The sequence below is a fragment of the Azospirillum sp. UFLA03-27 genome, assembly GCF_059803775.1.
The window spans coordinates 28,298-51,906 of the sequence record NZ_JAUQTX010000006.1; the positions used below are offsets into that span (position 1 = coordinate 28,298).

Annotated in this window: 21 protein-coding genes and 1 riboswitch; of the genes, 13 read left to right on the plus strand and 8 right to left on the minus strand. The window is 69.3% G+C overall.

What is annotated here, in order from left to right:
- The first annotated feature begins 109 nt into the window (after window positions 1-109).
- From Q4I23_RS01925 to Q4I23_RS01945, 5 genes are all read left to right on the plus strand, one after another.
- On the plus strand, window positions 110-796 hold the full coding sequence (locus Q4I23_RS01925; RefSeq protein ID WP_498525123.1) for a TetR/AcrR family transcriptional regulator: 687 nt from the start codon (window positions 110-112) through the stop codon (window positions 794-796).
- 116 nt (window positions 797-912) lie between these two features.
- Window positions 913-1,113: a hypothetical protein gene (locus Q4I23_RS01930; RefSeq protein WP_014238988.1), complete on the plus strand. Its 201-nt coding sequence runs from the start codon at window positions 913-915 to the stop codon at window positions 1,111-1,113.
- A gap of 393 nt (window positions 1,114-1,506) precedes the next feature.
- A complete protein-coding gene (locus Q4I23_RS01935; RefSeq protein WP_014238989.1) occupies window positions 1,507-1,893 on the plus strand; it encodes a MarR family winged helix-turn-helix transcriptional regulator in 387 nt (128 codons plus the stop codon).
- A gap of 97 nt (window positions 1,894-1,990) precedes the next feature.
- Window positions 1,991-2,470 carry a YchJ family protein gene (locus Q4I23_RS01940; RefSeq protein ID WP_498525124.1) on the plus strand — a complete coding sequence of 160 codons (480 nt, stop codon included), beginning with the start codon at window positions 1,991-1,993 and terminating at the stop codon, window positions 2,468-2,470.
- A gap of 15 nt (window positions 2,471-2,485) precedes the next feature.
- Complete coding sequence (locus Q4I23_RS01945; RefSeq protein ID WP_498525125.1) at window positions 2,486-3,247, plus strand: YkgJ family cysteine cluster protein; 762 nt, start codon at window positions 2,486-2,488, stop codon at window positions 3,245-3,247.
- 33 nt (window positions 3,248-3,280) lie between these two features.
- Here the strand turns inward: Q4I23_RS01945 and Q4I23_RS01950 are convergent, their stop codons facing one another.
- The 3 genes from Q4I23_RS01950 to murJ all read right to left on the minus strand — a co-directional run bounded on the left by Q4I23_RS01950 (window position 3,281) and on the right by murJ (window position 6,734).
- Window positions 3,281-3,898, minus strand: coding sequence for a pyroglutamyl-peptidase I (locus tag Q4I23_RS01950; RefSeq protein WP_498525126.1), 618 nt, complete (start codon window positions 3,896-3,898; stop codon window positions 3,281-3,283).
- A 201-nt stretch (window positions 3,899-4,099) separates the two neighbouring features.
- The gene (gene trpS / locus Q4I23_RS01955; protein ID WP_149165450.1) at window positions 4,100-5,098 is read right to left on the minus strand and encodes a tryptophan--tRNA ligase; all 999 of its coding nucleotides are present in this window, start codon (window positions 5,096-5,098) and stop codon (window positions 4,100-4,102) included.
- Window positions 5,099-5,159: 61 nt separating this feature from the next.
- Window positions 5,160-6,734 carry a murein biosynthesis integral membrane protein MurJ gene (gene murJ, locus Q4I23_RS01960; RefSeq protein WP_498525127.1) on the minus strand — a complete coding sequence of 525 codons (1,575 nt, stop codon included), beginning with the start codon at window positions 6,732-6,734 and terminating at the stop codon, window positions 5,160-5,162.
- Window positions 6,735-6,928: 194 nt separating this feature from the next.
- Between murJ and Q4I23_RS01965 the strand changes: the two genes are divergently transcribed.
- The 3 genes from Q4I23_RS01965 to Q4I23_RS01975 all read left to right on the plus strand — a co-directional run bounded on the left by Q4I23_RS01965 (window position 6,929) and on the right by Q4I23_RS01975 (window position 11,326).
- Complete coding sequence (locus Q4I23_RS01965) at window positions 6,929-9,442, plus strand: ATP-binding protein (protein WP_498525128.1); 2,514 nt, start codon at window positions 6,929-6,931, stop codon at window positions 9,440-9,442.
- Between the two features lie 182 nt (window positions 9,443-9,624).
- Complete coding sequence (locus tag Q4I23_RS01970) at window positions 9,625-10,737, plus strand: ABC transporter substrate-binding protein (protein WP_035670548.1); 1,113 nt, start codon at window positions 9,625-9,627, stop codon at window positions 10,735-10,737.
- 211 nt (window positions 10,738-10,948) lie between these two features.
- Window positions 10,949-11,326 (plus strand): hypothetical protein, encoded by a 378-nt coding sequence (locus Q4I23_RS01975; RefSeq protein ID WP_498525129.1) that lies wholly within the window; start codon window positions 10,949-10,951, stop codon window positions 11,324-11,326.
- Between the two features lie 90 nt (window positions 11,327-11,416).
- On the opposite strand, the gene Q4I23_RS01980 is transcribed toward Q4I23_RS01975, so the two are convergent.
- Entirely contained in the window at window positions 11,417-12,349 is a 933-nt protein-coding gene (locus Q4I23_RS01980) for a replication protein RepA (protein ID WP_014238998.1), read from the minus strand.
- Window positions 12,350-12,904: 555 nt separating this feature from the next.
- Here Q4I23_RS01980 and Q4I23_RS01985 point away from each other — a divergent pair.
- Entirely contained in the window at window positions 12,905-13,483 is a 579-nt protein-coding gene (locus Q4I23_RS01985) for a phosphatase PAP2 family protein (protein WP_454020320.1), read from the plus strand.
- Between the two features lie 22 nt (window positions 13,484-13,505).
- Here the strand turns inward: Q4I23_RS01985 and Q4I23_RS01990 are convergent, their stop codons facing one another.
- The gene (locus Q4I23_RS01990; RefSeq protein WP_454020540.1) at window positions 13,506-16,307 is read right to left on the minus strand and encodes a [protein-PII] uridylyltransferase; all 2,802 of its coding nucleotides are present in this window, start codon (window positions 16,305-16,307) and stop codon (window positions 13,506-13,508) included.
- Between the two features lie 252 nt (window positions 16,308-16,559).
- On the opposite strand from Q4I23_RS01990, the gene Q4I23_RS01995 reads away from it, so the two are divergent.
- The gene (locus Q4I23_RS01995) at window positions 16,560-16,880 is read left to right on the plus strand and encodes a hypothetical protein (RefSeq protein WP_237904506.1); all 321 of its coding nucleotides are present in this window, start codon (window positions 16,560-16,562) and stop codon (window positions 16,878-16,880) included.
- 22 nt (window positions 16,881-16,902) lie between these two features.
- Here Q4I23_RS01995 and Q4I23_RS02000 read toward each other — a convergent pair whose 3' ends face one another.
- Window positions 16,903-17,439, minus strand: coding sequence for a hypothetical protein (locus tag Q4I23_RS02000; protein WP_498525130.1), 537 nt, complete (start codon window positions 17,437-17,439; stop codon window positions 16,903-16,905).
- Between the two features lie 194 nt (window positions 17,440-17,633).
- Between Q4I23_RS02000 and mutS the strand changes: the two genes are divergently transcribed.
- A complete protein-coding gene (gene mutS, locus Q4I23_RS02005) occupies window positions 17,634-20,276 on the plus strand; it encodes a DNA mismatch repair protein MutS (protein WP_498525140.1) in 2,643 nt (880 codons plus the stop codon).
- Between the two features lie 376 nt (window positions 20,277-20,652).
- Here the strand turns inward: mutS and Q4I23_RS02010 are convergent, their stop codons facing one another.
- The gene (locus tag Q4I23_RS02010) at window positions 20,653-20,850 is read right to left on the minus strand and encodes a hypothetical protein (RefSeq protein WP_014239005.1); all 198 of its coding nucleotides are present in this window, start codon (window positions 20,848-20,850) and stop codon (window positions 20,653-20,655) included.
- Window positions 20,851-20,926: 76 nt separating this feature from the next.
- Window positions 20,927-21,439, minus strand: coding sequence for an STAS domain-containing protein (locus Q4I23_RS02015; protein ID WP_454020322.1), 513 nt, complete (start codon window positions 21,437-21,439; stop codon window positions 20,927-20,929).
- A 127-nt stretch (window positions 21,440-21,566) separates the two neighbouring features.
- A riboswitch (SAM riboswitch) is annotated at window positions 21,567-21,646 on the plus strand.
- Between the two features lie 76 nt (window positions 21,647-21,722).
- Between Q4I23_RS02015 and metZ the strand changes: the two genes are divergently transcribed.
- On the plus strand, window positions 21,723-22,931 hold the full coding sequence (metZ, locus tag Q4I23_RS02020) for an O-succinylhomoserine sulfhydrylase (RefSeq protein ID WP_237904502.1): 1,209 nt from the start codon (window positions 21,723-21,725) through the stop codon (window positions 22,929-22,931).
- Window positions 22,932-23,042: 111 nt separating this feature from the next.
- On the plus strand, window positions 23,043-23,558 hold the full coding sequence (locus Q4I23_RS02025; protein WP_454020323.1) for a phasin family protein: 516 nt from the start codon (window positions 23,043-23,045) through the stop codon (window positions 23,556-23,558).
- Window positions 23,559-23,609 lie beyond the last annotated feature (51 nt).

Genomic DNA, 23,609 nt, shown 5'->3' on the forward strand with positions numbered 1-23,609 from the left:
CCGCGGTCAATGTTTTTTGTATTGATCGACACAAAAATAGAACGCCGCAATAGAACGCCCCTGTCCGAGGTCATTGCCCCCACGCGTCGGCGGGATTAAATAGTGATCGATGCAGAAATCACGCCCGACCCCGCCCACCGACGACAGGACCGTCCAGACGGACGGCACGCCACCCGCCCGCGGGCGCGGCCGGCCGCGCGCCTTCGACCGCGAGGCCGCCCTGACCCAGGCGACCCGCCTATTCTGGACCAAGGGCTACGAGGCGACCTCCATCGCCGACCTGACGGAGGCCATGGGGATCGGCTCGCCCAGCCTCTACGCCGCCTTCGGCTCCAAGGAGGCGCTCTACGTCGAGGCGGTGAACCATTACCGCAAAAGCTACGAGGGGCTGGTCTGGGGGCGCTTCTTCACCGCCGGCACCGCCCGCGAGGCGGTCAGGGGCCTGCTGATGGACTCGGCCGCAGCGCTCACCGGCTGCCGCGGCGACATCCCGCGCGGCTGCATGGTGACGCTGTCGGCGGTCGGCAGCGAGGGGCACGCCGAACTGGGCGAGGTGGTGCGATCGGCGCGCGCCTCGGCGGTCGATATCCTGACGGAGCGTATGGCGCGGGCCGTGGCCGAGGGCGAGATTCCGGCCTCGGTCGATCTCCACGCGCTCGCCCGTTTCGTGCAGACGGTGCAGGCCGGCATGTCGATCCTCGCCCGCGACGGCGCGGAGCGCGCCGAGCTGGAGGCCGTGGCCGAGGTCGCGATGCTGGGCTGGGACGCCCGCGTCGGCGGCCACCCGGCCACCTGAGATTTCGGGGAAGCGTCCCCTGTCATCCAACCGCTTGGTCCGGCACGCGGAAATCGGGCTTGACGGAAATCATCCGATAGCGGATTAATTGCTCCTCTGCACCAAGGAGAGGAGTCATGCAAACCTTGTGGAACGCCCTGCTGCGGCAGTGGCTGGACCGCGACGGCGACGATGCCGGCGTGGAGACGCTGAGTGCCCACTTGCGGCGCGATATCGGGCTGGACGGAACCGAAGCGGGCTATATTCCGGCCCAACACATCCGGGAGCGGAACCTTTCGGATGCCCGGTCATTTTTGACGTTGCAAGCGTATCGCTGACAGGCGATACCCGATCCTGCGGTTCCCTTCGGGGCCGCGCCTTCCTTCAACCCCTGCCTTTCTTCAACCCACGGAGACGACGATGAAAGCCATCGTACCCACCACCCCGAATCGCCGACAGGGCGATTGGTCCGCCCATACCACCCAGCGAGCTAACGGCTCCCTTCTTCAACCCAGCGCATTGGAACGCGAATTCCGGATAACGAGAGGAAGCCATGTGTGTCTTTTTGGGGTTTTGCGGTCGTTCGGTCTTCGTTGAGCACGCCCATTGGGCCTCTCCGGATCGTTTTTTCGACGCCCGGCGGGATAACGGGGAATTCGTGATATGGCTTGGACGCCTGAACATCATCTACACACCGGCCCGATGGGGTCCTCGCTCGGGGAGGGTCGCTGATGCCGGCCCACGTTCGCCCTGACGAGGTGACTACCGTCGTCCATGTGCTCGAGGCGTTTCGCAAGCTCGATCCCGACCTGCCGATCCAGTACGCGCTGTCCTTCATGACGATCGCGCAGAACGAAGGGATTTCCATCGGCGAGCTTGCGGAACGCCTGGGCATCGCCCAATCCTCCGCGTCGCGCAACGTCGCGGCGCTCAGCCGCTGGCACAGCTTCGGGAAGGCCGGACTCGACCTCGTCCAGGCCCAGGAAGACCCGCGCGAACGCCGCCGCAAGATCGTCACGCTCACCGACACCGGCCGCGCCTTCCTTGAGGAGCTGCGCGCCATCGTGAAGCCGGCGGTCCACACCCCGTCCGAACCGCGCCGCGCCCGTTCGGCCTGAGTCCACCTGCCCATCCGTTGTGTTCGGTCCGCAGCGCTTGACCGGGGTGGTCCATCCTGCCACACCAGCCCCGGACCCACCGACGGACCCGCGCGCCATGACCTCCTCCGCCTGCCCCTGCTGTTCGGGCCTTTCCTTCGAGACCTGCTGCGGCCCGATCCTGGCCGGCGCGCCCGCCGCGACCGCGGAGGCGCTGATGCGGTCGCGCTACACCGCCTTCGTGCGCCACGACCTCGACCATGTGGAGCGCACCCACGCGCCGGAGATCCGCGAGGACTTCAACCGCGCCGAGGCGGAGCGGGTGGCCGACGAGTGCGACTGGCAGCGGCTCGATGTGCTGGGCGCGACGGAGGAAGGCGACGAGGGCACCGTCGAATTTCTCATCCATTTCCGCCGCGACGGCCAGGACATGCGCCATCACGAGCGCGCGTCCTTCCGCCGCCTGGACGGCCAGTGGCTCTACAGCGCCGGCGAGGTGAACCCGAAGGGCGAGCCGCGCCGCGTCGTCAAGGTCGGCCGCAACGAGCCCTGCCCCTGCGGGTCGGGGAAGAAGTTCAAGGCCTGCTGCGGCCGCTGAGGGCGAACCCGGATCATGGAACCGCGCTTCGCCTGCACCGCCTGCGGAAAATGCTGCCACGGGCTGCTGCCGCTGACGCTCACGGACGCGGTGGTCCACGCCGTCCGCTTTCCGCTGGCGCTGGTCTGGACGGTGGTGCGGTCGAACGCCAAATCCTACGACCTCGCCACCCGGTTGGGCACCACCGTGCGCCTGCCCAACCGCAAGACGGTGGCTGTGCTGATCCAACCCACCGCCTACCTGCCGAACCATTTACCCTGCCCGGCGCTCCAGCCGGACAATCTCTGCGGCATCCACGCCGACAAGCCGTCGCGCTGCCGGACCATGCCCTTCTACCCCTACCGCGAGGAAAAGGACCAAGCCGACCTGCTGGTTCCGCGCAAGGGTTGGGAGTGCGACGTCTCGGCGGAGGCGCCGGTCGTCTACCGCAACCACGCCATCCTCGACCGTGCGGACTTCGACCGCGAGCGCGCCGAGCTGCTGGAGCAGGCGCCGGTCATGCGCGTCTACGCCGACTATATGCTGAAATACATGCCCTGGATCGTCAACGAACTGGCGAAGATGGCAACGGCCCCGGCGGGGGGGAAACTGGTCACCAGCCTGTCCTCCTTCCTGACCGCGACGCGGCGGCCCGACGCGCGGGAGCTGGCGGCGGCCCAGGCGCCGCTGATGCAGGCGATGGCCGAGCGCACCCGGACCGATCCGGCGCTGGCGGAGTTCCACAAGAACTACGCGGGCTGGGCCAAGGAGATGGAGCGGCTGGCGCAGCGCCCTTGATCGCGGCCCCCTGATCGCAGCGGCGCCGCCGGGTCAGGCGGCGATTCCCAGCCCCTGGCGCAGCAGCCCGACCAGCACGCGCAGCGCCCGTTCCTGCTGGTCCAGCGTCAGGCCGGAGCGGCCGGGCTGGTCGGCGACCTGCTCGGGCAGCGGCGGCAGGTGGATGAAGCCCATAGGAATGTCGAGGTCCACCGTCTCGATCACGTGGCGGGCGCGGTAGAACAGGTGGTTGCAGACGAAGCCGCCGGCGTGGTCGCTGAAGGTCACCGGCAGGCCGGCGATGGCCAGCTCGCGGATCAGCGTGGGGACGGGCAGGGTGGAGCCGTAGGCGGTCGGCCCGTCAGGCTCGATGACGTTGTCGGTGCGCACCACGCCGGCGTTGTCGGCCTGCTCGCTTTCGTCGCGGTTCCAGGCCAACCGCTCGATCTTGATGTATTCGGACCCGGCGGCCAGCCCGAAGCACAGGGCGGCGGCGGGCCGGTGTTCCTCCAGCAGGGTGGCGAAGGCCGCGCCGCAGGCGTCGTATTCGACGGGAAGGACCGCGGTGACGATCCCCGGCTCGCCGGCCAGCCGCTCCATGAGGAGCGCCGTCGGGTTGACGGCGTGATCCCCGAAGGGCTGGAACCCGGTGAGCAGGATGGGAGCCGTCACGGCGGACGCCTTTCGGTCGGAGTGGTCAAGAACTGCGGCTATGGCATTCCAAGTCCCCTCTCCCCTCTGGGGAGAGGGTTAGGGTGAGGGGGTTGAGCGTGTCGATATGTCCGGCAAAAGCGCAACCCCCTCACCGGCCCTTCGGGCCACCCTCTCCCCAGAGGGGAGAGGGCTAAGAAGGCTGAACCCAATCATTTTAGCTCAAGGACGCAGAAGGCCGATGATGTCCTTCACGCCGTTCAGGTTCGTCTCGGCGATGGCCGCCGCGCGCTCGCCGCCGCGGCGCAGCAGGCGGTCGATTTCCGCCTTGTCGTCCAGCAGCTCCTTCATGCGGGTGGTCATGGGGGCCAGCTTGGCGACCGACAGGTCGACCAGCGCCGCCTTGAAGCCGGAGAACTGGGCGCCCGCGAACTGCTGCACCGTCTGCTCGCGCGTCTGGCTGGACAGGGCGGCGTAGATGGTCACGAGGTTGTCGGCCTCCGGACGCTTCTCCAGGTCGGCCACATTGTCCGGCAGCGGCTCCGGATCGGTCTTGGCCTTGCGGATCTTGGTCGCGATGGTGTCGGCGTCGTCGGTCATGTTGATGCGCGAATATTCGGACTCGTCCGACTTGCTCATCTTCTTGGTGCCGTCGCGCAAGGACATCACGCGCGTCGCCTCGCCGAGGATCTGCGGCTCGGGCAGCGGGAAGAACTCGGTGTCGTAGCGGCGGTTGAAGGCGCCGGCGATGTCGCGGGCCAGCTCCAGATGCTGCTTCTGGTCCTCGCCCACCGGGACGTGGGTGGCCTTGTAGAGCAGGATGTCCGCGGCCATCAGCACCGGGTAGGAGTAGAGGCCGAGGTTCGCCATGTCCTTCTGCTTGCCGGCCTTCTCCTTGAACTGCGTCATGCGGTTCAGCCAGCCGAGCGGCGTGTGGCAGGAGAGGATCCAGGCCAGCTCCGAATGGGCCGGGACGAAGGACTGGTTGAAAAGGATGTTCTTCTCCGGGTCGATGCCGGCGGCGATGTAGGCCGCGGTGACCTCGCGGATGTTGTTGCGCAGGACCTCCGCGTCCTGATCGATGGTCAGCGCGTGCAGGTCGACGACGCAGAAGATGCACTCGTAGCTGTTCTGCAGCTCGACCCAGTTGCGCAGCGCCCCCAGATAGTTGCCGAGGTGAAGCTGCCGGGTCGGCTGCATGCCGGAGAAGATGCGGTTCACGGGAGGACTCTCGCTCGAAACTTCTGGAAGGCGGCTGTTATCGCCCCGGAACCGGGCGGGGTCAAGACACGGGCGGCTCCAATTCCGGAGTCCCCTTGCGCAGGAAGCCCTTCAGGTCGGCCAGATCGGTGGCGCCGGTCAGCTGCGCCAGAGCCGCGAACACCGCCACGCCGCCGCCGACCAGCAGGGCCAGCGCGCCGAAGCGGACCAGCGTGGACGCGGCCTCCAGCCCCGGCGCCAGCAGCGCCGCGCCGGCCAGCAGCGCCGCCCCCATGCCCAGCGCCGCCGCGGCGATGCGCGGCGCGCGGCCGAGGAAGCGCCCGTCGAGCTGCAGGAAGCCACGGCGGCGCAGCGCGTGGCCCAGCAGGGCGAGGTTCAACCAGGCGGTCAGCCCCGTCGCCAGCGCGATCCCCACATGCCCCAACACCGGCATCAGCGCGATGCCCAGCGCCAGGTTGGCGACGGTCACCACCACGGCGACGCGCACCGGGGTCGCCGTGTCCTGGCGGGCGAAGAAGGCGGCGTTCAGCGCCTTGACGATGACATGGGCGGGAATGCCGATGGCGTAGGCGGCCAGCGCCCAGGCCGTCGCCTGCGCCTCCGCCGGGCCGAAGGCGCCGCGCTCGAACAGCACCGACACGATGGGCGCCCCGGCGACACCCAGGGCCACCGCCGCCGGCAGGCCGAGCAGCAGGCTGAACTCCAAAGCACGGCTGAGGTAATGGCGGACCATCCGCTCGTCCCCCGCCGCGGCGTGGCGGGCGAGCACGGGCAGCAGGGCGGTGCCGATGGCGATGCCGATGACGCCCAGCGGCATTTGGTTCAGCCGGTCGGCGTAATAGAGGAAGGACACCGCGCCCGACGGCAGCAGCGAGGCCAGAACGACATTCAGGAACAGGTTGATCTGCATGACCCCGGCGCCGATGGCCCCCGGCCCGACCAGCCGGAACAGGCGGCGCATCCCCTCGGTCATCCGCGGCCGGCTCAGGCGCAGCGTCACCCCCGCCGCCCGGCAGGCCCAGCCCATCCAGACCAGCTGCACCACGCCGGACAGCGTCACCGCCGCGGCCATCGCCCGCCCCGGCTCCAGCCCCAGCCGCGGCGCGGTCAGCAAGGCGGCGATCAGCGTCAGGTTGAAGGCGATGGGGGCGGCGGCGAAGGGGCCGAAGCGGTCCAGCGCGTTCAGCACGCCGCCCAGCAGCGCCACCAGCGAAATCAGCGTCAGATAGGGGAAGGTCAGCCGCGCCATGTCAACGGCCAGCGCGAACTTCGCCGGCTCGTCGACGAAGCCCGGCGCCAGGACATGCATCAGCGCGGGCATCCCCAGGATGGCCAGGGCGGTGAAGGGCAGCAGCACCGTCAGCAGGATCGCCAGCGCCTGCTCGGCGAAGGCCACCGCGGCGGCGCGCCCGTTGCGCTGAAGCTCCGCCGCGAACAGCGGGACGAAGGCGACGCTGAAGGCCCCCTCCGCGAACAGGCGGCGGAAGAAGTTGGGCAGCTTCAGCGCCACGAAGAAGGCGTCGGCCACCGGCCCGGCGCCGAGCACCGCCGCGGTCAGAATGTCGCGGGCGAAGCCGGCCAGCCGGCTCAGCAGCGTCAGGCTGCCGACGGTTGCGATGGCGCGGGCGAAACTCATCCGCCGACCATCCCGTTCGGCGCCGATCCTTGCGGCGGCGGTACCAAAGAACCCGCAAAAGTTTGATTGATCTCTATTTCCTGTATCATTGGTCGCCGGTTTGTCCATTGAAGGGGGAAGTCGGCTGGCGCATAATGACCATTAGGCAGTGTTTGAGGTCGGCAGTGCGACGATGGATCGCTTTTCCGCGGGGGATGGAGGCTCGTCTCGTTTTTCCCGCCGTTGCGGTCGCCGTCGCCATCGCGGCGCTTTGGTGGACGCTGCTGACCCGCATCGACCGTGAGGAACGCTTCCTCGACCAGACGACCCGCCAGCACACGGCGGCGATGGCGCAGCTGGTCGAGGAACAGGCCATCGCCACCTTCCGCCGGCTGGACGATCTTCTGATCGACGTCGCCTCCCATGTCGAAAAGGACATTCCGCTCCTGATTCCCACCCGGCGGTCGTTCGAGGAAGGCTTGGCCGCCTCCATCCGGATTTACGACGCGAACAGCTGGCTGTCCATGGGCTTGGGGCGGACCACCACCCGCAATCCGGTGCTGGAGTGGGAGGAGTTCGCCCGGCACAAGTCGAACGCCCACCGGAAGGGAAATCAGAAGGGCTTCGTCATCGGCCTGCCCTTCGTCAGCCCGGGCACGTCGGATGTGTTCATCCCGGTGTCGCGCCGGCTGGAAGGGGCGGACGGGACGTTCCGCGGCGTCGCCGTGGTGGACGTCCCGGCGGAGATCTTCTCCCGCTTCTATGGCCGGTTGGACCTGCCGCGCGACAGCTCGGTCGCCATCGCCCGCGCAGACGGGCCCCTGCTGGCCCGCCAGGCCCTTCAGGATCAGGTGTTCGGGCGCAGCTTCCGGGGCTCCGGCCTGTGGCCGGAGGCCGGCAGCGGAACGGTCCGGCACCATCGCGTCGTCAGCCCGGTGGACGGGGTGGAGCGCATCTATGCCTTCCGCGCCTCCGCCGACTACCCGCTGATGACGGTGGTCGGCGAGTCGGTGGAGACGGTGTTCGGCGCGTGGCGGCAGAACCGCTTCTATTCCATCATCTGGGCCGCCGCCGCCACCGCGGTGATCCTGCTGTTCACAACCGCCTTCCTGGTGGAGCTTCAGCGGCGGCGCCACGGCGACCGGGCGCTGCGCATCCGCAACCGTGCGATGGAATGGAGCGGCGACGGCATCCTGATCGCCGACGCCACCCGGCCTGGCGTGCCGGTGGTCTACACCAACCCCGCCTTTTCCCGGCTGATGGGGATCGGCCCCGGCGCCGCCGACGGGCGCGCCGCGCGGGAGGTGCTGGCCGGGCTGATGGGGGACGAGGCGGGGCTGGGCCCGCTGTGCGACGGCGCCGAGGACGCCGGGGACATGAGCGCGGAGTTCCTGCGTCCCGGCGGCGCCGCGGGTCCCGGTGCGCCGGAGGTCTGGCTGGAGCTGCGCGCCTCGCCGGTGCGCGGCGCCGGGGGGAAGCTGGTCAGCGTGATCGCCACCGTCCGCGACATCACCGAGCACAAGACCGCCCAGGCCGCGCTGGCTGAGGCGCGGCGGGAGGCCGACCGCGCCAACATCGGCAAGTCGAAGTTCCTGGCGGCGGCCAGCCACGACCTGCGCCAGCCCGTGCAGTCGCTGATGTTGCTGATGGAGGCGCTGTCCGCCCGCGCCACCGATCCCGCCATGCGCAAGATCCTGACCACCATGGACCGCGCGCTGGGCGCCCTGAAGATGCTGCTCGACGGGCTGCTGGACGTGTCGCGGCTGGAGGCCGGGGCGGTGGAGCCGAAGCGCGCGGTCTTCCCGGTGACCGAGCTGCTGGACCGCATCGCCGCCAACAGCCGCCCGGTGGCGGTGCGCAAGGGGTTGCTGCTGCACATCATGCCCTGCGGCGCCCATGTGGACAGCGACCCGATGCTGCTCGGCCGCATCCTGCAGAACCTTGTCGAGAACGCGCTGCGCTACACCAACCGCGGGCGTATCCTGGTCGGCTGCCGGCGGCGCGGCGCGGTGCTGCGGATCGAGGTGTGGGACACCGGCATCGGCATCCCGACCGACCGGCAGGAGGACATTTTCCAGGAGTTCGTGCAGGTCGGGAACGCCAGCCGCGACCGCGACCAGGGGTTGGGTCTCGGGCTCGCCGTGGTGCGCCGGCTGGCCGGCATGCTGAACCACCCGGTCAGCCTGCGCTCCGAACCGGGGCGCGGATCGGTCTTCCGGGTGGAGGTGCCGCTCGCCGATGCTCCGGCCCCGGCCGAGACGCTGCCGGGAGACTTCCCCGTGACCGCCCGCATGCGGGCCGGTGCCCGCGTGCTGGTGGTCGAGGACGACCCCATCGTCCGCGAGGGGCTGTGCGCGATGATCCGGCAATGGGGGCACGAGGTGTTTCCCGCCGCCAGCTTCGGCGAGGCGGTTGAGGCGTTGCGCCGTCACCCCGATCCCGACGTGATCGTCGCCGACTACCGGCTGGGCGAGGGGCACACCGGCACCGAAACCATCCGCGAGGTGCGGCGGCGGTCGAAGCGCCCGATCCCCGGCATCCTGGTGACCGGCGACACCGCCCCGGAGCGTCTGGCGGAGGCCGAGGCCGGCAAGTTCAGCATCCTGCACAAGCCCGTCCTGGCCGACGATCTGCGCCGGGCCATCGCGCTGGCCCTGGCCCCGGCCGCGCTGGCCCCACCGGCGCCAGCCACGCCGTCCGGCGCGGCGTCGCGCGAATTGGTCGACTGAACCAGCCCTTTGCCATTCTAAAGGCCGTGTCATGCGCCGGGCGTGCGGCAGCCCGTGCCTGTTTGCCCATTGCGTCGAACCCGTCCCTTTGCTTGTTTGCCTGTTTCGGAGGCAGCGTCCGCGGTCTCCGACCCGAAAGCGTTCGACAAAAAGAACCTGTTCCCGGAGAGAGGAATCCACCCATGATCCGTGCGAAGCTGGCTGTGACCGCCGCCGCCGTCGCCTTGGGGGCCGGCCTGTGGGCCGGGGCCGCCCAGGCCGACATCACCATCGCGCTGGCCGGTCCGATGACCGGCGCCGCCGCCGCCTATGGCGAGCAGACCCGTGCCGGCGTCGAGGCCGCCGTGGCCGACATCAACGCCAAGGGCGGGCTGCTCGGGCAGAAGCTGGTCCTGACCATCGCCGACGACGCCTGCGACGCCAAGCAGGCGGTGGCCGCCGCCAACAAGCTGGTGAGCCAGAACGTGGCCGCGGTGATCGGCCATGTCTGCTCCGGCGCCTCGATCGCCGCCTCCAACGTCTATGGCGAGGAGGGGATCGTGATGATCTCCCCCACCGCGACCAGCCCGCAGCTCACCGACCGCGGCCTGAAGAACGTCTTCCGCGTCTGCGGCCGCGACGACCAGCAGGGCGAGGTGGCGGCCAAGCTGATCGCCGACCGCTACAAGGGCAAGAAGGTCGCCATCGTCCACGACAAGCAGGCCTACGGCCAGGGCCTCGCCGACGACGTGAAGCGCCGCCTGAACGCCGCCGGCATCACCGAGGCCGCCTTCACCAGCATCACCGCCGGCGAGAAGGACTATTCCGCGCTCATCACCCGGCTGAAGTCGGACGGGGTGGACGTGCTCTACTACGGCGGCTACGACCAGGAGCTGGGTCTGATCGCCCGCCAGGCCGCCGACCAGCAGTTCCGCCCGCAGATCATCGGCGCCGACGGCATCCAGCCGCAGTCCTACTGGAACATCGCCGGCGATACGGCGGAAGGCACGCTGTTCACCTTCTCGCCCGACCCGCAGCGCAACCCCGCCGCCAAGCCGGTGGTCGAGGCTCTGCAGGCCAAGAACATCCGCACCGACGGCTTCACCCTGTTCGCCTACGCCGCGGTGCAGACCTACGCCGAGGCCGTGCAGAAGGCCAACAGCGCCAAGTCCGACGCCGTGGCGAAGGCGCTGCGCGCCGGCCCGTCCTTCGACACGGTGGTCGGGTCGCTGTCCTTCGACGACAAGGGCGACCTGAAGCAGCCGGGCTATGTGTTCTGGGCCTGGAAGAACGGCGAGAAGGTCCAGGTGGACTGAGTCCATCCGGCCGATTCGGAAAGGAAGGCGGGGCCGCGGTGCCCCGCCTTTTTTCTGTCCGCCTGATTCCCGGCCCGCCCGATTCTCCAGAGGGTCGGTGATTGCCAAGGACCGGTGTGAACCTTTTTCCCCGCCACCGTGTTTGCGCAGAGGTAACTGCACACCGTCATTGGGCAGGGAGGCCGCGATGCATCGCCACGCCGGACGCCGTTTGCGCACTCGCAGGACCGCCGGGATCATCCTGTGCGCCAGCTTTCTCGGCCTCGGCGCCTGCGCCTCGCTGGGGCCGCCGCGCACCGCGGAGCCGGCGCCTGGAGCGGTGGAGGCGCTGGACGGCATGGTGAAGGGACCCTGCAACCGTCCCGTCGCCTCCGTTCTGGCCGGGGAGGGGATTCCGGTCGGGCAGTTCCGGACCGCGATCTACAGCGAAGCGCGCACCGGGCCGAGCGCGCGGGTGTCGCAGTACGAGATGTGGCTCTATCCGCGCGACAAGGCCGGCGTCCTCATCGTCAAGATGGACGAGAGCTGCCGCCCGATGCAGGTCTACACGCGGGAAGGCGGCAACGTGCAGGCCTTCAAGGCGGGGTAGGCGTCGCCTCGGCCGCTGGGGCTCTGGCAATCGCCGACTCCGATTCCGGAGCCGGGTGGGTTGGCAATCGCCGACTGACCCGCCGCCGACTCACCCGCGCGCGGCGGGGAGGATCTTGCGCTCCGGAATCGGCGGGGGCGAGGGGTAGAGCAGGACGCCGGTGTCGGAGAACTCCACCCGCGCCGCCTCGTAGACGGCCAGCGCCAGATCAAGCGCCACGCGGAACTCCGGCTTGAAGTGCTTCAGCTCCTTGTAGCCGCCGCCGAACTGGGTGAAGAGCGCCTTCCAGGTCACCGGAATCGGGTCGCGCAGCACATGCAGCCGGTAGGCCAGCCAGACATAGACGTCGATCGCCATCGAGCAGCCGCCGATGTGGCGGATCGCCGGCTCCCAGATCGGGACGGGGGAGCGCTTCAGCGCGGCGAAGAAGGTTTCCGACAGTTGCACCGTCTCGCGCCACAGGGTGCCCTGGCCGTCGTCGTCGCGCAGGCGGATGCCGCCGTTGACGATGTTCTCCTTGGCGAAGCCCTCGGCCCCGTCCTTGTCCCAGAAGAAGGTCAGGCGGCACAGGTTGATGCGGGTTGCCTGCTCCTGCACCGCCTTGTAGGTGGACCCGCCGGCCGAGACGCCCATGCGGTCGAGCCAGTCGTTCATCGAGCGGCCCAGCTCGATCTCGCGGCTGTTGTCCTGGATGGCGCGGGTCTGGAGATAGAGCAGGATCAGCCGCGCCTTGGCGCCGTAGGGGACGCCGACCGGCATCAGGCTGCCGTCGCGCTTGCGCTCCTTGCCCGGTTCCACCAGCAGGGTGACGCGGCCCTGGTCGCGGCGCCATTCGGCGTCCGGCGCCAGCTTCCGGTGGGGCAGGCTGGTCAGGCAGAAGCCGGAGTAGGTGATGCCCAGCGCGTTGGACTCGTCCTCCAGCACCGCCGCCGCGACATCGACGACGCTGGCCCGCTTCGGGTCCACGAGGTTCCGCGCCTCGCGCCGGCCATGCGTCATGATGAGTTGGTGCACGTCGCCCATAGATCCCCCCGTCCATTCTGCCTGCAGTCGATCATGCACCGTCCGGAGAGTCCATTTGGCGATCGCCGACGAGGCTAATTGAGACCTAATTGCTGGAGTCTATTTGCTAGGTCGGCGATTGCCTGGGGACGACTCGGGGGTGCGTCGGCGATTGCCAGAAGACTCGTCGGCGTTCGCCAAGGGACCGTGTGGGAATCATCGGAGACTCGGCCCAGACTTAAAGCGACTCGGGCATTGGTCGGCGATTGCCAAGGCGGGGTGGAGCGGGCGAGTCGCGACTCGGGATTTCATGGGGTGATCTTGGCGATGTCTGGCCGGTGTCTGGACCGGCGGTCGGCGATTGCCAAGGCGCCACGGTGGGCCGGTTTGGCAATCGCCGACTCCTCCCTCTCCTCGGCGGGTGAGGGGAAGCGGCATGGTCGGCGATTGCCAAGGCGGCGCCCCTCCGCGCCGGGCACTTCTGCCTTGCGGGGCCATGCGGGCACGAAACGCCAGCGCGGCTGTTTACGCTTGGCCTCCGCGGTGATTGGGGGCGTGCTTTGGGAGATCCGCGAGATGAGCGATGAGGGTTTCACGGACCGCGTTCTGGACGGCGTGAACGGGCTGGACGGAACCGCCCGCCGCAAGGCCGTCGCCCTGGGCGCGGAGGTGCCGGCCCTGCGTGACGGGCTCCAGGTGCCCAGCTCCCGCATGGTGCTGATGCCGGCGCTGGGGGCGCTGTGGGCCGCCGGGCTGGGCATGGAGAAGCCGGGCTGGTCGCGCCTCGCCCGGCAGGGGTTGCTCGCCATCGCGCTGGGGACGGTGGCCGGCAAGGGGATTAAGCGCGTCGTCTGCCGCGCCCGCCCGAACGAGGGCCGCGACCCCAGCCGCTGGGGCAAGGCCGACGGCAAGCACGCCTCCTTCCCCTCCGGCCACGCCATCAACGTGTCGGCGCTGACCACAGCGGTCGGGCTGAACCGCGGCCTGTCCTCGGCGACCATGGTCAGCCTGGGCTTCGCCGCGGCGGTGGGCTGGTCGAGCCTCGCCACCGAACGGCACTGGGCGTCCGACTATGCCGCCGGCATGGCGACGGGCGTGCTGGCCGGTCTGGCCGCCGAAGTGATCGACGGCTGGGTGGAGGACCAACTGTCCTGAGGAACGGGCGTCACCCCCGTCCTCACCCCGCCGGGTCGGCGAGCGCGTGCAGCAGCCGTTCGCGGATCTGGGCCAGCTTGCTCTCGTGGGTGACCTTCAGGCCGAAGACGTCCTTCACATAGAAGACGTCGATGGCCTTCTCCCCGTAGGTCGAGATCTTCGCCGAGGAGATCTGCAGGGTCAGGTTGGTCAGCGCGCGGGTCAGGTCGTAGAGCAGGCCGGGGCGGTCGCGCCCGTTGACCTCGATCACCGTGTGGGTGGTGGAGGCGTTGTTGTCGATCAGCACGCGCGGCGGCACGTGGAAGACGCGGGTGCGGCTGGCGTGCGGGGCCTTGCGCTTGGTCAGGTCGTGCAGCGGCTTCAACTGGCCGGACAGCACCTTCTCGATCATCACCGACAGCTTGGCGAGCTTGTCGCCGCTCTCGAAGGCGCCGCCGCCCGCCGCGTCCTGCACGGTGAAGACGTCCAGCGCCATGCCGTTGGTCATCGTGAAGATGCGGGCGTCGACGATGTCCGCCCCCGCCGCCGCCAGCGCCCCGGCGAGGCGGGAGAACAGGCCGTGGTGGTCGGTGGCGAAGATCGTCACCTCGGTGATCGCCCGGCCGCGGTCGATGCGCGTGTTGACGGTCAGCGGCCGTTCGTCGCGCAGCGCCTCGCGGACCAGCCGCGCCTGCCGGCCCAGCGTCTCCGCGTCGAAGGCCAGCCAGTAGGCCGGGTAGCCGAGCGCGAGATGCCGTTCGAAATCGGCATCGTCGAAGTCGGACAACTCGGCCCGCAGCGCCGCCTGGGCGGCCTGGATGCGGCGCCCGCGCCCTTCGACCGACAGGCCGCCGGACATCACCTCCTCCGAGCGGTTGTACAGCTCGCGCAGAAGCGTGGCCTTCCAGTTGTTCCAGCGCTGCGGCCCGACCGCCCGGATGTCCGCCACGGTCAGAACCAGCAGCAGGCGCAGCCGCTCCGGCGACTGGACGAGCGAGACGAAATCGCGCACCGTCTTGTCGTCCTCCAGGTCGCGCTTGAAGGCGGTGTAGGACATGGCGAGGTGCCAGCGCACCAGCCAAGCCACCGTCTCCGTCTCCTCCGCCGTCAGGCCGAGCCGCGGGCACAGCTTCTCCGCCACCCGCGCGCCGAGGATGGAATGGTCGCCGCCGCGGCCCTTGGCGATGTCGTGCAGCAGCACGGCGACGTAGAGCGCGCGTCGCGACACCACCTTGTGGATCACCTCCGACGACAGCGGCAGCTCGTCGGTCAGCTCGCCCATCTCGATCTTGTGCAGGATGCCGAGAGCGAACAGCGTGTGCTCGTCCACCGTGTAGACGTGGTACATGTCGTACTGCATCTGCGCGACCACCCGGCCGAAGTCGGGGATGAAGCGGGCCAGCACCCCGGCCTCGTTCATGCGGCGCAGCGTGATCTCCGGGTCCTTGCGGCCGGTCAGGATCTCCAGGAACAGCCGGTTGGCCTCCAGGTCGGCGCGCAGCTTCGGCCCCACCACCGACAGCGAGCGCGTGATGGCGCGCAGCGCGTTGGGGTGGATGTCGATGTCATTCTGCTGGGCGGTGTGGAACAGCCGGATCATGTCCAGCGGCTCGTCCTTGAACTGGCGGTCGCTGCGCACGTTCAGCCGCTCGCCGTCCACCACGAAGCCGTCCACGTCCTTGCGGCGGGCGAGTGCGGCCAGCCGCAGGATGTTGAACTTGGGCGGGCGCTTCGATTCCGCCTCCAGCGCCGCGCAGAAGATGCGGGTCAGGTCGCCCACGTCCTTGGCGACCAGGAAGTAATGCTTCATGAAGCGCTCCACGCCCTTGGTCCCGGCGTGGTCGGTGTAGCCCATGCGGTTGCCGATCGACGTCTGGACGTCGAAGGTCATCCGGTCCTCCATGCGACCGGTCAGGTAGTGCAGATGGCAGCGCGCGGTCCACAGGAAGTTCTGCGCCTTGGCGAAGCGCTGCGCCTCCTCCGGCAGCAGCACCTTCTTGCCGACCAGATCGTCGACGTCCTCCACGCGGTAGAGGTACTTGGCGATCCAGAACAGGGTCTGCAGGTCGCGCAGGCCGCCCTTGCCGTCCTTCAGGTTGGGTTCCAGCACGTAGCGGCTGTCGCCCAGCTTCAGGTGGCGGTTGTCGCGCTCGGCCAGCTTGGCCTCGACGAACTCCGGCCCGGTGCCGGCCACCACCTCGCGGTCGAAGCGGCGGCGCAGTTCGGTGAACAGCTTGCGCGGGCCCCAGAGGTAGCGGGATTCCAAAATGGCGGTGCGGATGGTCACGTCGGCCTTGGACTGGCGGATGCAGTCGTCGACGCTGCGCACCGCGTGGCCGACCTTCAGCCCGAGGTCCCACAGGATGTAGAGCATGTACTCCACCACCTGCTCCACCCGCGGGGTGCGCTTGTAGGGCAGCAGGAACAGCAGGTCGATGTCGGAGAAGGGCGCCAGTTCGCCCCGGCCGTAGCCGCCGGTGGCGACGATGTCGAACACCTCGCCGGAGGTCGGGTTGGGCGAGGGGAAGATGTGGGTGACCGTGAGGTCGGCCAGCGAACGCACCACCCCGTCGGCGAGGTAGCAGTTCTGCCGCACGCAGTCCTCACCCGATCCCTTGGCCTCGAAGCGGGCGCGCACCTCCGCCCGCCCGTCGTTCAGCGCGCCGCGCAGCCGGGCGATCAGGGCGGGGCGCAGCTTGTCGCCGGTCCCATGCTCCGCCACCAGCTTCTCCAGGTCCTCCGCCAGCTTGCGCCGGGACAGGATCGCGCGCTTGTTGGGGATGTTGGCGGTGCCGGCGTCCTTGGCGTCGGACGCGTCGGCGGAGGCGGCGCGGGTGGAGAGCATCGACAAAACGTGAGCCTTCCCAGGGATGCGAGGGGTGCGACGAACCGTGCGGCGTCCCGACTATAACGGGAAAGAGGATAATTCGCACGCGGCACACCAAAAGAGGCTGCCGTCTGTTTCCTGCATGATCCAACTGGGAGCGCTGCTGCGACGGCTGTGCTGGAACGGTCGTGCTGTGATGGCCGTCACTGACGCGCTCCATTCCAAAGAGGTAAGGAGTCGTCCGTGAGACACGCGCGAGGGAGGCCATTGATGATCCCGAACCCCGGAACGGCACGGCGGGAGCTGGCGAACCTCGGGAACGCCCTGACCCTGGCGGAGCGCGGTCTGCCGCGTCACACCCCGGCCGAGCTGATGGCCTGGCTGGTGCACGCCCTGGCGCTGTGCCCCGGCTCCATCGGCGACGCGCTTTTGTTCGAGATCTGCGGCACCGCCACCGACGCCAAGGCCTCCGACGCCATCAAGATCGCCCAGATCCGCAAGGGCTGGGCCGCGGTGGTGCGGGCGCAGTTCCGCCTGCGCGGGCTGACCGTGGTCGGCGGCGGAGGCGAGAGGCGCGCCTGCGCCGCCTGACGGACGGCGTTTCCTTCCCCGCCTACTCCTCGCGCACCGACAGGTGGATGTTGGCGCCGCCGTTGCTTTCGAGGATCTCGGCGGCCTCCACCTCGTCCTCCACCTCGGCGGTGCGCACCCACAGGATGACGCCGCCGGCCTCCAGCGCGCGGCTGAACTCGTCGGTGTCGGGGTGGCTGGTCAGCTCGTCCAGGTAATCCTTGATGGCGACGCCGCCCAGGCCGGCGGCGACAATGGCCGCCAGCGGCGCGGCGATCGGGCCGCCGACGATGGCGAGAAGCCCGGCGGTGGTCAGGGGAAAGGCGTATTTCAGCTCGCCCACCAGCCCGGTCAGGGCCTCGTCCGACGGGGCCTGCGGGCGCTGGTCGGCGACCTCCAGCGAGGTGTGGCTGGCCAGCACCGACAGGTCGTCGCGGTCGAAGCCGGCGTCCAGAAGGGCGGCCACGGCCTTGTCGAACGCCTCGCGGGTCTTGAACAGGGCGACGACCTCGCGCACCTCCCGGACGGTGTCCTGGCCGTTCGTGGTCCGGCCATCAGTGTTGTCGGGCGCTTGCGTCACGGCGGTCTCCTTCAGCTTCGGCTTGCTCGTTCTACGGGCATCGAACAGTCTAACGAAGCGGTCATCGCGGCACCAGCGCAGGCGTGCTAGGGTGCCGCCCCGACCTTGCCCGACACAACGCAACCGGTTGAAGACCCGTGTCCGACGCGCCCGCCGCCATTTCGCCCCCCGCCATTCCTCCCGACGCCACCCCGATGATGGCGCAGTATCTGGAGATCAAGCAGGCCCATCCCGACTGTCTGCTGTTCTACCGGATGGGCGATTTCTACGAGATGTTCTTCGAGGACGCGGTGAACGCCGCCCGGACGCTGGACATCGCGCTGACCAAGCGCGGCCAGCATCTGGGCGAGGACATCCCGATGTGCGGCGTCCCGGTCCACAGCCATGAATCCTACCTGCAGCGCCTGATCCGCCAGGGCTTCCGCGTCGCCATCTGCGAACAGATGGAGGACCCGGCGGAGGCCAAGAAGCGCGGTTCCAAGTCGGTGGTGAAGCGCGGCGTCATCCGCATCGTCACCCCCGGCACACTGACCGAGGACAGCCTGCTCGACTCCCGCGCCTCCAACTGGCTGGCCGCGGTGGCGGAAGCTGCGGGCGGCCTCGGGCTGGCCTGGCTGGAGCTGTCCACCGGCGAGCTGGTCGTGCAGCCGGTGGAGCGCGCCGGGCTGGGCGCCGCGCTCGGCCGCCTCGACCCGCAGGAGGTTCTGGTCTCCGAGAAGCTGTGCCAGAGCCCCGACCTCTACGAGCTGTGGGGCGAATGGAAGTCCCGCCTGACCGTGCAGCCGACCCCGCGCTTCGACAGCGAGAACGGGCGGCAGCGGCTGCTCACCCTCTACGGCGTCGGCACGCTGGACGCCTACGGTCCGTTCTCCCGCGCCGAGGTGGCGGCGGCGGGCGCCCTGGTCGCCTATGTGGAGCTGACGCAGAAGGGCCGCGTGCCGCGCCTGTCGCCGCCGCGCCGGCTCGGCCCCGGCGCCGTCATGGAGATCGACGCGGCGACCCGCCGCAACCTGGAGCTGACCCGCACCCTGACGGGCGACCGGCGCGGTAGCCTGCTCGCCACCATCGACCGCACGGTGACCGGGGCGGGGGCGCGTCTGCTCGCCGCCCAGCTCTCGGCGCCGCTGACCAACCCCGCGGCCATCGCCAAGCGGCTGGACATGGTCGAATTCGCGCTGAACGAGGAGCGGCTGCGCGGCGACCTGCGCGAGGCGCTGCGCCGCTGCCCGGACCTAGAGCGCGCCCTGTCCCGCCTGACGCTGGGGCGCGGCGGTCCGCGCGACCTCGCTGCCGTGCGCGACGGTCTGGCCCAGGCCTCGGCCATCCGCCTGCTGCTCAACGGCCATCCCGGCGGCCCGCTGCCCGACGGGCTGGGCGCCGTGGCCAAGGGGCTGGGCGAGCACAGCGAGCTGGTCCAGCAATTGACCCAGGCGCTGGCGCCGGAGCTGCCGCTGCTCGCCCGCGACGGCGGCTTCATCGCGCGCGACTATTCCTACGCGCTCGACGAGCTGGTGACCCTGCGCGACGAGAGCCGGCGGCTGATCGCCGGGCTTCAGGTCAAATACGCCGGCATCGCCGGGGTGCCGGCGCTGAAGATCAAGCACAACAACGTGCTCGGCTATCACATCGAGGTGACGGCGACCCACGCGGACAAGCTGATGTCCGAGAAGGGGCGCGAGGTCTTCATGCACCGCCAGACCATGGCGAACGCCGTGCGCTTCGGCACGGTCGAGCTGTCGGACCTGGAGCGCCGCATCTCCGAGGCCGCCGACAAGGCGCTGGCCGTGGAGCTGGAACTGTTCAACGACCTCGTGGAGGAGGTGACCAGCCGCGCCGAGGCCATCGCCCAGGCCGCCCACGCGCTGGCCGCGCTCGACGTCGCCGCCTCGCTGGCCGAGCTGGCGGCGGAGCGGCGCTACCGCCGGCCGGTGGTGGACGGCAGCCTCGCCTTTTCGATCAAGGGCGGGCGACACCCGGTGGTGGAGGCGGTGCTCGACGCCGGCAACGCCGGGCCTTTCGTCGCCAACGACTGCGACCTCGCCCCGGACAACCGGCTGTGGCTGCTGACCGGCCCGAACATGGCCGGCAAATCGACCTTCCTGCGGCAGAACGCGCTGATCGCCGTGCTGGCCCAGATGGGCGGCTTCGTGCCGGCGGAGAGCGCGCACATCGGGGTGGTGGACCGGCTCTACAGCCGCGTGGGTGCGGCCGACGATCTGGCGCGCGGCCGCTCGACCTTCATGGTGGAAATGGTGGAAACCGCGGCCATCCTGAACCAGTCCGGCGACCGCGCGCTGGTCATCCTGGACGAGATCGGGCGCGGCACGGCGACCTTCGACGGCCTGTCGATCGCCTGGGCCTGCGTGGAGCATCTGCACGACGTCAACCGCTGCCGCGCGCTGTTCGCCACCCACTACCACGAGTTGACCATGCTGGCCGGCAAGCTGCCGGGCCTGTCCTGCCACACCATGCGCATCAAGGAATGGCAGGGCGACGTCGTCTTCCTGCACGAGGTGACGGCGGGGGCGGCGGACCGCAGCTACGGCATCCATGTGGCGAAGCTGGCCGGCCTGCCCGGCGCCGTGGTGGGCCGCGCCGAGGAGGTGCTGACCATCCTGGAATCGGGGGACCAGAACGCCGCCATCCATCGCCTGGCCGAGGATCTGCCGCTGTTCAGCGCCGCCCTGAAGCGTCCGCCGCCGGTCCCGGCGGCATCCCCCGCCGCCCCGCCGGAGCCATCGCGGGTGGAGGAGGCGCTGAAGTCCATCGACCCGGACAGCCTGACGCCACGGCAGGCGCTCGATGAGTTGTATCGCCTGAGGGGTTTGATGCGTTGAACGGGAATATTTGCGACGGAACACACGTCATTGTATGAAAATCCGCCGCCGCAGCGTCCCGGGCCATGGGCAAGGGGCGTTGTCATCCAAGCGGCGGGAAGGGGGTGTGTTTATTGACCCCTGGTAAGGTGCTGGTGATCTGCACGGTCATCCAGACGGTCGTCGCAATCCTCGCGCTGCTCGTCGCCGTGCTGTAACCCAGACGACGGAGGGGCGGCGCTGCAACGCCGCCCCTCTTTTCGTGTGCACGCCGTTCCGGCCATCGGCCTTTCCGAGCGCGCGGTACCGGAGGTGTCGTCTATTGACCACTGGTACGGGAAATATAGCGCTGAACCACAGCCGCCGCAATCCCATCCCCAGGGTCATTCCATGGGCGCTACGCCCGTTCCACGGCGTCCTCGTCCATCGGGGCGCCGCGGTCATGGATAGGGGTGACGTGGCGTTGGGTAGCGGGGCGTTGCGCGTGGCGCAGCTTCTCCTCCACCGCCTCGTTCACGAATTGGTCGAGCGAGCGGCCCTCCCGCTCGGCGGCCTTCGACGCTTCGGATTCCAGCGACTTGTGCAGATGAACCATTCGGTGCCTCCCCCAACGCGGAACGGACTCTGTCCGATGCTTCAGATGGGAAGCCCGTGCCCGCGCTGCGAGCGCCCTATCCCGAAGCGCCGTCCCGATCGGAAGCGTCCGGTGGGGCGCTCGCGGGTGGCAGGAGCGGCTTGGCGTGCAGCGCGCGGGCGGCGACGGCCATGGGGTCCTCGCCCGGCGCGCAGGGATGGGTGGCGACCAGCAGGGCTTCGGGCACGCTGGCGGCGATGTAGTCGGCCACCGTCTCATACACCGGGATGATCATGGCGATGCGGGTCAGGTCCACCACCTTGCGCACCTGCCCGGACGCGCAGAGCAGGGACAGGGCCTTGCCCGCCGACAGGGCCTCCCCATTCATCACCAGCAACAGGCCGACGCCCGTGCTGTCGATGAACTCCAGCCCGGTCAGGTCGAGGAGGTGGCGGCGCTCCGGTCCGCCCGTCACGTCGGCGATGGCCTGCCGCACCGGACCGGCGTCCTGGCTGGTGAAGCGCCCGGTGAACACCAGACGGGTGAAGTGCCGCTCCTGCTCCTTGCGATACTGCACGGTCCGCACCCTTTCCTGACGTCCGGCGGCCATGATCCGGTCCGGGCCTTCGCTGGGCAAGCGGGCGGCGGCCTGCGGTCCTGCGCGATGTTGACGCAGGTCGCCCTCTTTTTGTCACGGCCTCCTTGTCCCTTGACGCCGCGCCGCGGCGGTCCTACAAGCGGAGGCACGTGGTGATTTGGTCGACCGGCTTGCGGGCCACGTAAAACAACCCGCTAAAAAGGTCCGAGCCGCGTCCGCGCCTCGACCCGATCGGTCGGGGCGTTTTTTGTTTTGCCGGTCTGCCCCGCCGGCGGACAGAGGAGACAAAGCGGCCATGGCGCGCACCGATCATCGCAATCCGAACGTCGCGGGGCTTCGCCCGCGTTCCCGTCTGGTCCATGGCGGCGTCCGCCGCTCGTCCTTCGACGAGACCTGCGAGGCGCTCTACCAGACCTCCGGCTTCGTCTACGGCTCGGCCGAGGAGGCGGAGAGCGCCTTCGTCAACGACGGCTCCCGCCACGTCTATTCGCGCTTCCGCAACCCGACCACGGCGATGTTCGAGGACCGGCTGTGCGAGTATGAGGGGGCGGCCTGGGCCTACGCCACGACCAGCGGCATGGCCGCGGTGCACGGCGCCCTGTGGTCGAACCTGCGCACCGGCGACCGCATCGTGGCGCCGCGCTCGCTGTTCATCTCCTGCTACTGGGTGATCAAGGAGCTGTCGGCCCGCTTCGGGGTCGAGGCGGTCTTCGTCGACGGCACCGACCTGTCCCAGTGGGAGGAGGCGCTGGCCAAGCCGACCAAGGTCGTCTTCCTGGAGACACCCAGCAACCCGGGGCTGGAGGTCGTCGACCTGCGCGCCGTCAGCGCTCTCGCCCACAAGGCCGGGGCCAAGGTGGTGGTGGACAACGCCTTCGCCACGCCGGTGCTGCAGCGCCCGTTCGAGATGGGGGCCGACGTCGTCATCTATTCGGCGACCAAGCACATCGATGGCCAGGGCCGCTGTCTGGGCGGCATCATCCTGACCAACGACAAGCAGTACGGGTCGGATGTGATCCATCCCTACCTGCGCCACACCGGCCCGACCATTTCGCCCTTCAACGCCTGGCTGCTTCTGAAGGGGCTGGAGACGCTGGAACTGCGCGTCTCGGCGCAGAGCGCGGCGGCCCTGACCGTGGCGGAGTTCCTGGAAGGCCACGCGAAGGTGGAGCGGGTGCTCTACCCGGGCCTGCCCAGCCACCCGCAGCACGATCTTGTCCGCAGCCAGATGACCGGCGGCGGCACCATGCTGTCGATCTTCCTGAAGGGCGGCAAGGAGGAGGCCTTCCGCGCCCTGAATGACCTGCGGATGGTGATGATCTCCAACAACCTTGGCGACTCCAAGAGCCTGATCACCCACCCCGACACCACCACCCATTCCAAGCTGACGGTCGAGGAGAAGGCGGCGGCGAACATCCGTCCGAACCTGCTCCGCCTGTCCGTCGGGCTGGAGGACGCCCAGGACATCGTTGAAGATCTCGACCGCGCGCTCGCTTCCCTGTAAAGACTGGACCCGGAACCAAATGCTGCAGTGCAGCGTTGGCGTCCGGGTCACGGTTTTTTTGGCCCGGCCGGGGCTTTTGGTCCGGTCGGGTCCTTTGGTGAGGTGGAGCGAATGGCGAGACGCAAGGCCGGCAACGGCGAACCGACGCAACGCTTTCTGACGGTGGCGGGCGATCTGACCCGGACCGGCGTCAAGACGGGCGAGATGGGGGTGGCGGCGGCCCAGACGATCGGCTACCGAACCGCGATGATGGCGGCGGCCATGAACAACCCCATCGACCTCGCCAACCCGGAGTTCGTCCGCATGGGCTCCGAGAAGGTGGAGGCGATGGTGGAGGCCACCCACGCCGTCGCCAAGGGCATCGGGGAAATGCAGCAGGCCTGGATGACCCTCATGCAGGGCCAGCTTCAGGTCGCCATGGTGATGGTGACCGGCCTCGGCCAGTGCCGCAACCCCGCCGACTTGATGGAACTGCAGCGCCGCACCGTCACCGAGTCGGTGGAGGCCGGGATCCACGCCGCGCTCTACATGGTCGAGTCGGCCACGGCCCTGACCCAGGCCGGCATGACCCCTGCCTACCGCACCGTCCGCGCCAACGCCCGCCGTCTGGCGAAGCAGCACGGATAAGGTTGCGGTTCACCACGAAGGCACAAAGACACGAACTTTTCGTGCTCTTGT

Excerpts from the sequence above, each read along its gene's own strand:
- Q4I23_RS01945 (WP_498525125.1), top strand. The coding sequence starts at position 2,486 with ATGGAACCGCGCTTCGCCTGCACCGCCTGCGGAAAATGCTGCCACGGG.
- Q4I23_RS01985 (WP_454020320.1), top strand. The coding sequence starts at position 12,905 with ATGAGCGATGAGGGTTTCACGGACCGCGTTCTGGACGGCGTGAACGGG.
- Q4I23_RS01995 (WP_237904506.1), top strand. The coding sequence starts at position 16,560 with ATGATCCCGAACCCCGGAACGGCACGGCGGGAGCTGGCGAACCTCGGG.
- Q4I23_RS01980 (WP_014238998.1), bottom strand. The coding sequence starts at position 12,349 with ATGGGCGACGTGCACCAACTCATCATGACGCATGGCCGGCGCGAGGCG.
- Q4I23_RS01940 (WP_498525124.1), top strand. The coding sequence starts at position 1,991 with ATGACCTCCTCCGCCTGCCCCTGCTGTTCGGGCCTTTCCTTCGAGACC.
- Q4I23_RS01990 (WP_454020540.1), bottom strand. The coding sequence starts at position 16,307 with ATGCTCTCCACCCGCGCCGCCTCCGCCGACGCGTCCGACGCCAAGGAC.
- Q4I23_RS01935 (WP_014238989.1), top strand. The coding sequence starts at position 1,507 with ATGCCGGCCCACGTTCGCCCTGACGAGGTGACTACCGTCGTCCATGTG.
- Q4I23_RS01970 (WP_035670548.1), top strand. The coding sequence starts at position 9,625 with ATGATCCGTGCGAAGCTGGCTGTGACCGCCGCCGCCGTCGCCTTGGGG.
- Q4I23_RS02015 (WP_454020322.1), bottom strand. The coding sequence starts at position 21,439 with ATGGCCGCCGGACGTCAGGAAAGGGTGCGGACCGTGCAGTATCGCAAG.
- Q4I23_RS01965 (WP_498525128.1), top strand. The coding sequence starts at position 6,929 with ATGGAGGCTCGTCTCGTTTTTCCCGCCGTTGCGGTCGCCGTCGCCATC.
- metZ (WP_237904502.1), top strand. The coding sequence starts at position 21,723 with ATGGCGCGCACCGATCATCGCAATCCGAACGTCGCGGGGCTTCGCCCG.
- Q4I23_RS01930 (WP_014238988.1), top strand. The coding sequence starts at position 913 with ATGCAAACCTTGTGGAACGCCCTGCTGCGGCAGTGGCTGGACCGCGAC.
- murJ (WP_498525127.1), bottom strand. The coding sequence starts at position 6,734 with ATGAGTTTCGCCCGCGCCATCGCAACCGTCGGCAGCCTGACGCTGCTG.
- Q4I23_RS02025 (WP_454020323.1), top strand. The coding sequence starts at position 23,043 with ATGGCGAGACGCAAGGCCGGCAACGGCGAACCGACGCAACGCTTTCTG.
- mutS (WP_498525140.1), top strand. The coding sequence starts at position 17,634 with ATGATGGCGCAGTATCTGGAGATCAAGCAGGCCCATCCCGACTGTCTG.
- Q4I23_RS01925 (WP_498525123.1), top strand. The coding sequence starts at position 110 with ATGCAGAAATCACGCCCGACCCCGCCCACCGACGACAGGACCGTCCAG.
- Q4I23_RS02010 (WP_014239005.1), bottom strand. The coding sequence starts at position 20,850 with ATGGTTCATCTGCACAAGTCGCTGGAATCCGAAGCGTCGAAGGCCGCC.